The sequence below is a fragment of the Xenorhabdus eapokensis genome (genome assembly GCF_001908105.1).
In genome coordinates this window covers 1-1713 of record NZ_MKGQ01000100.1, presented here as the reverse complement: position 1 = coordinate 1713, position 1713 = coordinate 1, and the positions used below count along the sequence as shown (strand labels likewise).

General features: G+C 32.0%; 1 protein-coding gene. It reads left to right on the top strand.

The genetic code is table 11. From position 1 onward, the window contains the following. Nucleotides 1-395: 395 nt before the first annotated feature. On the top strand, nt 396-1187 hold the full coding sequence (locus Xedl_RS19470) for a hypothetical protein (RefSeq protein WP_074025362.1): 792 nt from the start codon (nt 396-398) through the stop codon (nt 1185-1187). Nucleotides 1188-1713: the final 526 nt, after the last annotated feature.

Here is a 1713-nt window from a genome sequence, read left to right as displayed (position 1 = left end):
CAGTCCATTTTGGGATTTTTTTTGATTTGGCGATTAATCAGATCGCAAAAATTGGACTGAGTTCCCTCCAAGTGATCTACTATTTTGAAAGCTTATTTAACTGCAAATGCGAGTCTGATCATTTTCGAATGCGAACCATTACATATAATTACTAAAAATAGGTATTTAACCATTTCACAGAAATAAAAACCGTATAGTTATTAATTAAGTTTCTATAACTGTAAGAGCAACCATACATGTCATCTTAGTATCTATGTATAAAATGAAAATGTAAAATTATTTCATGTCGATAACAACACATATTTAATAAAGTTTTTATCGATATAACTTAGTTTATTAAAAAACATTTCACCTGTAAAAACAGTGAACTTTATTCATATTTATTAAGGATATTTATGTCAGAAGAAAATAAAATCAACATGGACTTTTTGAAAGGGTTAGAGAAAAACATTTGTCCAATATGTGGTGAAAAAGATTGTCCATACCCAAGAGATAGAAGAGGAGATAAAGTAATTGAAGAAATAATGAAGGCGTACACTAAAGGGGATACGATAGGGGTAAAAAAATTATATTTATCGAAAATGATTCCGCTTAGAAAAGCAAACTTTAATAGGGGTAGCTTTGGTTCAAATGATGAGTTTTACGATAAAGCTCAAAATAGCAAGCCCAGCATGAGTTCATTCGGTATGTTGCAGCATTTTTTCGGAAAATCAGGCCGAGAATTGACACTCACTGAAATCGGTGTACATGATAAAGTTCGTGGCTTGATGCGGAAACCAGGTGCATTTGGAAGGCCAGAGGGCAGTATTCAGTCTCGTTTTATTTCACAGATTCAGAGTGGTGAACGAGTTGATTTTGAAAATAGGTATAATTTTGGTCTAGAAAAAAAAGTTCCGATTTACGATCCGCTTTGGGGCATTGGAGGTGCAACGGTCAGTGGCAGTCTTACAAATGTGAGTGCTGAAAAAGTGGGTGATACATATAATGTATCTGGTACAATAAATTATAAACTATATGATAAATTTACTGACCCATACGACACATTTAATTGGGTGAAAGAGGATATTAATGTGGGAGGAAAACCATTTGATATCACTGGGGAATGGAAAGAAAATGTAACTTTTCAAGTTAACCAACAAATTTTTGAGAATAGATTAATGCAACTTTTTAAGGATAAAAAACCTTAAGAATAAAAAACAACTCCTTGGTTGCTCATCTAATGAGCAACCATGCGCGAATCCAAGCCCAATTAAAATAAATATTGATAAGAAAAGTGTGGAATAAGTAGACTTAATATAAAAACAAATGTCATTAATAACGACGTCCATATTGTTTTTTTTACATTTCTTTCCAAGATAAATAAATAGCTAACCACTATGGTTAAAAAGAAAAAAGTTACAATTGACATAAAAAGCATGGCGACGAATAACATAGCATATCCTTTACCGAAAATTTTCCGTAATCATATAGATAATTGAGTGAAAATCATAACTTTTCATAATATCCTTGATTTAATTCCGGCAATGTACCATACGAATTTGTGACTACATGAACTTATTCAAACCATCGAATTGAGTCAGAAATCGATAATCACTATACCTTAAATCAAGCAATTAAGTTGATCAGATAAACTATCTGCATTGGTGTTATAATCGGTAATCAGATGACTTATTGCCTGTTCTTATGAAATCGAATATCACACTGTCTGAACCA